This window comes from Paracoccus sp. 22332 (assembly GCF_052045125.1).
In the GTDB taxonomy this organism is placed as follows: domain Bacteria; phylum Pseudomonadota; class Alphaproteobacteria; order Rhodobacterales; family Rhodobacteraceae; genus Paracoccus; species Paracoccus haematequi_A.
On sequence record NZ_JBQEOI010000134.1, the window covers coordinates 1 to 591 of the forward strand.

Here is a 591-nt window from a genome sequence, read left to right on the forward strand (position 1 = left end):
GTCCTGCGGCCCGCCACCACGCGTCTCCTCGAGACCGCCGTCCCGGTGCTGGCGCAGGAACTGGCCCAGGGCGTCGCGGACGAGACCGACATCGCCGCGATCACCGGCCATTGCGCACGGCACATCGGCGCCATGGTCGGCATGGACGCCGCCCTTGCCGCGCGGATCACCCAGGGCTGCGAGGAGGTCGCCGCCGCGCATCTGGAACGTGTCGGCACGGCGCGGATCGCCGAGATGGCGGCCCGCGCCGAGGCAGCCGGCGAGAGCTTTGAGGACGCGCTTGCCACCGACGGCTATGCGGTCCTGCCGGATTTTGGCCCACGCCCGGCAAGCGACGCCTTCGACGCGGCCGTGGCCGCGCTGCGTGCGGCCGCACAGGAGGCCGAGGCCCGCGTGGCCCCCAAGCGCGACCGGGTGCTGGCGGCGGAGGCCGAGCGCCTGGCGGCCGCCTATGCGGGGCTCGAGCCCGGCAGCCCGGCCTCGGCGGCGCTGCTCACCTGCGCCCGCTACCCGGACACGCCCCGGCTGGCCGGCCTGCACCGCCAGTGCCAGGAGTTGTCGGCCGCCTTCCAGCAGCGACATGGCGAGGCC

1 protein-coding gene is annotated in these 591 nt (G+C 76.0%); it reads left to right on the forward strand.

From position 1 onward, the window contains the following. The coding region (locus ACTJI6_RS24200; RefSeq protein WP_440804336.1) for a hypothetical protein at positions 1–591 on the forward strand (591 nt) is incomplete at both ends.